Annotated in this window: 1 protein-coding gene; it reads left to right on the top strand. The window is 63.2% G+C overall.

Features of this window, described 5'->3' with window-relative positions; translation table 11 throughout:
* A partial coding sequence (locus ABGN05_RS30290; protein WP_367957758.1) for a hypothetical protein occupies positions 1–250 on the top strand: 250 nt, incomplete at both ends.

Here is a 250-nt window from a genome sequence, read left to right as displayed (position 1 = left end):
GTATCGGGCCTGCCGTCCAGCGGCACGATCTACGTGCGGCTATGGTCGTATATCAGCGGAAGCTGGCAGTGGAACGACTACACCTACAAGGCCGGCGGCGGCACCAAGGCCGTCATGACGTCTCCGACCCCGGGCTCCACTCTCGGGTCCTCTGCGACGTTCATATGGACCACGGGTAGTGGCGTTTCGCAGTACTGGCTCTATGTCGGCTCGACCGGCGTCGGCTCGTACAACATCTACCAGGCCAGCC

The organism is Aquibium pacificum, assembly GCF_040839445.1.
Lineage (GTDB): Bacteria > Pseudomonadota > Alphaproteobacteria > Rhizobiales > Rhizobiaceae > Aquibium > Aquibium pacificus.
The sequence above is the reverse complement of the archived record's forward strand: the minus strand, read 5'-3'. Positions and strand labels throughout refer to the sequence as shown.